General features: G+C 62.6%; 4 protein-coding genes. All 4 read left to right on the top strand.

Annotated elements, in window-relative coordinates; all coding sequences use genetic code 11:
• The coding region (locus MOV74_RS30355) for a TonB-dependent siderophore receptor (protein ID WP_246930447.1) at positions 1-1996 on the top strand (1996 nt) is incomplete at its 5' end.
• A 2-nt stretch (positions 1997-1998) separates the two neighbouring features.
• Positions 1999-3180, top strand: coding sequence for a PepSY domain-containing protein (locus tag MOV74_RS30350; protein ID WP_246930445.1), 1182 nt, complete (start codon positions 1999-2001; stop codon positions 3178-3180).
• Between the two features lie 167 nt (positions 3181-3347).
• Entirely contained in the window at positions 3348-4631 is a 1284-nt protein-coding gene (locus tag MOV74_RS30345) for a DUF1963 domain-containing protein (protein WP_246930443.1), read from the top strand.
• Between the two features lie 97 nt (positions 4632-4728).
• The coding region (locus MOV74_RS30340) for a rhodanese-like domain-containing protein (RefSeq protein WP_246930441.1) at positions 4729-5433 on the top strand (705 nt) is incomplete at its 3' end.

The following is a 5433-nucleotide window of genomic DNA, read 5'->3' as shown; positions in this document are numbered from 1 at the left end:
AATGCCGAGCGCGACGACGCTGCGCAGCGGCGCGTCCCCGCTCGACACGTCGCAGGCCGTCAACGTCGTCCCCGAGCAGGTGCTGAAGGACCAACTGCCGCGCAACATCGACGATGCGCTCATCAACGTCTCCGGCATCACCCAGACCAACACGCTCGCCGGCAGCCAGGACGCCGTCATCCGCCGCGGCTTCGGCGACAATCGCGACGGCTCGATCATGCGCAACGGCATGCCGCTCGTGCAGGGCCGCAGCTTCAATCCCGCGGTCGAAAGCGTCGAGGTGCTGAAGGGGCCGGCCTCGCTGCTCTACGGCATCATGGATCCTGGCGGCATCGTCAACACCATCAGCAAGCGTCCGGAGCTTTATCAACACGGCTCGGTCACGCTGCTCGGCTCGGCTTTCAACGCCTCCAAGACCGGCGCCGACGGCCTGCTCGACGTCACCGGGCCGATTGGCGACCAGGGCCTTGCCTATCGCTTCATCGGTTACGGCGTCAGCGAGGACTATTGGCGCAATTTCGGCCGCCACCGCGAGATGCTGGTGGCGCCGTCGCTGGCCTGGTACGGCCAGGACACCACGGTCCAGCTCAACTACGAACACCGCGAGTTCATCTACCCGTTCGATCGCGGCACGGCGTTTGTCAACGGCGCTCCGTTGGCGATCCCGAAGACGCGCCGGCTTGACGAACCCTTCAACAATACCTGGGGCACGTCCGACCTGATCCAGGCCTCGGTCGAGCATCGACTTAACCAGGACTGGAAGCTCTTTGCGGGCTACAGTTACAACACCGAGACTTTCAGCGCAAACCAGCTCCGCATCACCGGCGTCAATGCCACGACCGGCGTCGAGACGCGCAGCAACGACGGCACGCGAGGCTCGCTCAGCAATTCGAGCTATGGGACGTCCTACATCTCGGGCGGGTTCTGGCTCGGCAACATGCGTAACGACGTAGTATTCGGCGGCGACGGCCAGTATCGAACCATTTATCGCGACAGTCTGATCCGGCAGACCACGCCCTCCTTCAATTTTTGCAATCCCGTCTACGGCTTGATCGGACCGGGCGCGACCGTTTCCCCCACCGATAGCGCCCAGACTGACAAGCTCGGCCAGTGGTCGCTGTTCTTCCAGGACACGCTGCATCTGACCGAACGGTTCGCGCTGGTCGGCGGCGTGCGCTACATGGACTACGACCAGCTAGCCGGACGCGGGAAGCCCTTCATGGTCAATACCAACGTCTCCGCAGACAAGGTATTGCCGCTCGGCGGCGCAATTCTCAAGCTCACCGATCAGCTTTCGCTCTATGCGAGCTACACCCAGTCGCTGAAGCCGAACTCGACGATTGCGCCGTTGACCAACAGCGGTGGCTTCGTGCTGGGTTCGAACATCGCGCCGGAGGAGGGCACGCAGTACGAGACCGGTCTCAAGTTCGATCTCAACAAGCGTCTCTCAGGCACGCTCGCGGTCTACGACATCGAGAAGCAGAACGTGCTGGTCAGTCAGTTCAGTCCCGCGCTCGGCCTGAACGTCTATACGGCGGCCGGCAAGGTGCGCTTGCGCGGCGTCGAGCTCGACGTCACCGGTCGGCTCTCCGACAATTGGAGCATGATCGGTAGCTATGGCTACACCGATGCGCGTGTGACCCAGGATCCGACATATGCTGGCAAGCAATTGCAGAACGTCGCGATGAACACGGCGTCGCTCTATCTGGTCTACGATTTCGGCACGGTGCTTCCCGGACAGCTCAGGCTCGGCGGCGGAGCTCGCTATGTCGGCGACCGGCCTGGTGACGCCTTGAACACTTTTGTGCTGCCTTCCTATCTCGTCGCGGATGTTTTCGCGACCTACGAGACGAAGTACCAGACCCTGCCGGTTATCTATCAACTCAACGTCAAGAACCTGTTCGACACCGTCTACTACACGTCTGCCCAGAACAATCTGGGCGTCGCCATCGGTGATGCGCGGCGCGTCTCGCTCTCGGCAACGGTGAAATTCTAGCCATGGCAGCGCGGTTGGGGCACAGCATCAAGGCGGTCCTGTTCCAGGTCCATTCCGTCGCGGGCCTGGTCCTCGCGTTGCTGGTGTCCCTGATCGCGCTGACCGGCGCGGTCATGAGTTTCGAGGACGAGATCGTCGACCATCTCAACGCCGGCATCATGCAGGTCGCGCCGCGGCAGGTACCGAGGCCGATGCCTGACGAGCTGGTGGCGCGGCTGAAAGCGGGGCAGGACCTCGGCAAGGTCTCGGCAGTGACGTTGTCGAGCGATCCGTCGGCCGCGGTCCATGTCCGCTTCGGCCGCGACGAGCAGGGCGGCCGGCCAGCCTCGCTCTATGTCGATCCCTATGACGCCCGCGTGCTGGGCTCGCCCCGCGGCGAAGCGTTCTTCGCGACGGTGCGCCAGCTGCATCGCTGGCTGCTCATTCCCGGCGACGGCAAGGGCTGGGGACGTCCGATCACCGGCGGCATCGCGATCGGCCTCATCGTCATGCTGGTGTCGGGCCTCGTGCTGCGCTGGCCGCGTCGGGCGGGCAGCCTGAAGATGTGGCTGAAGCCGAATCTCGGGCTCAGCGGCCGCGGACTGCACCGGTCGCTGCACACCGTGATCGGCACCTGGGTGCTGCCGGTCTATCTAACGATGACGCTCACCGGACTGTATTTCTCCTTCGAATGGTACAAGGACGGCGTGACCTGGCTGTTGGCACGTCCTCACGTCACCGCAGCGAAGATGACTACAAAGCCGCCGCGCTCGGATAGCCGCGCCGAGCCGGCGCCGCCAATCGGATTCGATCGGGCATGGACGACGTTCCAGCGCGAGGAGGGCGATCGGTTCTCCAGGGCCTTGCTGACACTGCCGGCGGGGCCGGGCACGACGATACGCATCCGATCGTGGGGGAAAGCGTCGTTGCTCGAGACCACGCGCGACGAATTCCGCATCGACGCCGTCTCCGGCCAGTTGGTCTCCGCCGAGCGCTACGCAGAGAAGACCGTTGGCGAAACGATCATCGCAGCCATCTACGACATCCATCGGGGCGCTATCCTTGGCTGGCCCGGCAAGCTCGCCTTCATGATCGCTGCGATCCTGATGCCGTTGTTCGCGGTCACCGGCATCCTGCTCTATCTGTCGCGCCGCCGGCTGCGGCAACCGGCGCCGCCACTGGCGCGGCTCGTTCCGGGCGAGTGAGAACTCCAGGCGGCTGGGCGAATGCTTGGAAGGTCGCCAATCACCCACGCCGCGGCTGAACTCGTCCAAGCTATCGCTTCCGGCGCCCAAGAAGCTCTTGTCTGAACTACCGTGGAATGGTTCGATGCGCCTCGCACACGTTAAGGTGAGTGGGGACTTCGACGGAAATGTCTAAACGAGACGAAATCGAAGAGACGGCGCTGCCTGCGGTGCTCGTCAGACGCAGTGATCTGCCTGTGCCGCTGACGCATCCGGCGCGAAGCTTTTTCGGTGGACTTCCCAAATTGCCTCCGCAGTTTGACTGGCCCACAACGGAGGTCAGAGCCGACGTGGCCTTGGAGACCGTTGCACTTACATTCGTCGCTCAGATCGACTTGGCTGAAGTGCCTGGAGCCAGCTGGTCGCCGCTTCCGACGCGGGGCACGCTCTATTTCTTCTGCAGCTCGGTATTTGTAGGCGAAGGACATCCACCGTGTCGCGTCCTCTACAGCCCGACTGACGGAGGCGCGCATGCCGACCGCGCTCCACCGCCAGACCTGATGCCGCTGGCGGGGACCAACGGCGATCGTCAGGTCAAATGGCTCAATCCCGACGTCGATTTTCATTCCAAGGTCGAGTTCAAATATCCAATCTCATTCCTGCCGTTCCGCGACTTCTACTTCCGTGAGGATGTCGTCGGAGGCGAACTCATGATCAAGGAATTATGCAAGGCGCTGGGTCCAGGCGGGCCGCAGGAGAATGATCTGCTTCAATTCCGAAGCGTGGCCAAATACGAAAAGGACGAGGACTGGCCTTTCAACTGGCTCCTGGTCACTTACGTGGTTCGGTCGGTCTTGTCGCACGTCCAGCGCGATCTGACGCTTGGATATTACGGCAAGCCGCTCGCCGACGAAGCAACCGTAGAGTTGAAGCGTCTTCGCGCCAGTGCGATCGGATGGCTCGAGCGGTGTCGGGCGCTGACCCCGATGGATGACGTCAGTCCGGACACAAAGGCGACCTTCAGATCATGGTGGATCGACGTCGTACAGACCTACGAGAGAATGGAAGGGCAGGTACGCACGTATGCGGGTGAAATCGTGGACGACCTCGGTACTGCCATCAATCATACGATCCGTTGTATGTTCACGCAGGATGTCGATGCTTCCGAAGATGCCCCTCCGAGTTACGTTATGAACCTCGTGCGGCAGAATCGTTGGAAGACGCCAGAGGCGCGAGATGGAAAATATCGCCGATTTTCCACGGCGCTTCATCAGATGCTGGGATACGGCAGCGGCCCGCAGGATGCGACCGAGGTGCATTTGGAGGACATGTTATTGCTCCAGATACAAGGTGATCGCGTTTTTTCTAATTGGCACTCCGATGTCGGCGGTGTGCTTCATTTTTGGATCGATCGGGACGCTCTTGACCGGCGCGACTTTTCGCAAGTCGTCGCTACATATGAGTGCGACTAGCCTGATCTCTGCGCGTTGCCCTGCTCTCCGATATCGCTAGCCAACACCACCGCGATGGTTCAAAAGCCCATGGCCTGTCCTTGCTAGGGTCCATGCCATGAAGCTCCCCACCGTCACCCCCGCCGATATCCGCCGCGCCCTGCTGCTGCGCGAAGAAATCGCGCTGCTCGATCTCAGATATGAGGCAGGCTTTGCGACGGGGCATCCGCTGTTTGCCGCCAACATGGCCGCCGACCGGATTACGATCGAGGCCGAGACGCGGCTGCCGCGCAAGGACGTGGCCATCGTGCTCTATGACGACGGTGAGGGGCTGGTCGCGACCGGTGCAGAGCGCCTCGCCGCGCTCGGCTATACCAATATCAGCGCGCTTGACGGCGGGCTGAAGGCCTGGCGCGCGGCGGGCTATGAGGTCTTTGAGGACGTCAACTCCTATTCGAAGGCCTTCGGCGAGCTGGTCGAGGCGCGGCGCCACACACCGTCGTTCAGCGCCGACGAAGTGGCCAAGCTGATCGCCGACAAGGCTGACATCGCCATCCTCGACGTTCGCCGTTTCGACGAATACGCGACCATGAACATTCCGGGCTCGGTCAGCGTACCTGGCGCGGAGCTGGTGTTGCGGGCAGGGCAGGCCGCGCCCGATCCTGAGACCACCATCATCGTCAATTGTGCCGGCCGCACCCGCTCCATCATCGGCACCCAGTCGCTGATCAATGCCGGCGTGCCCAACAAGGTGCGCGCGTTGCGTAACGGCACCATCGGCTGGACGCTGGCGCGGCACACGCTCGACCACGGCGCCGACAGG

It is taken from the genome of Bradyrhizobium sp. SHOUNA76 (genome assembly GCF_023006445.1).
GTDB lineage: Bacteria > Pseudomonadota > Alphaproteobacteria > Rhizobiales > Xanthobacteraceae > Bradyrhizobium.
The sequence above is the reverse complement of the archived record's forward strand: the minus strand, read 5'-3'. Positions and strand labels throughout refer to the sequence as shown.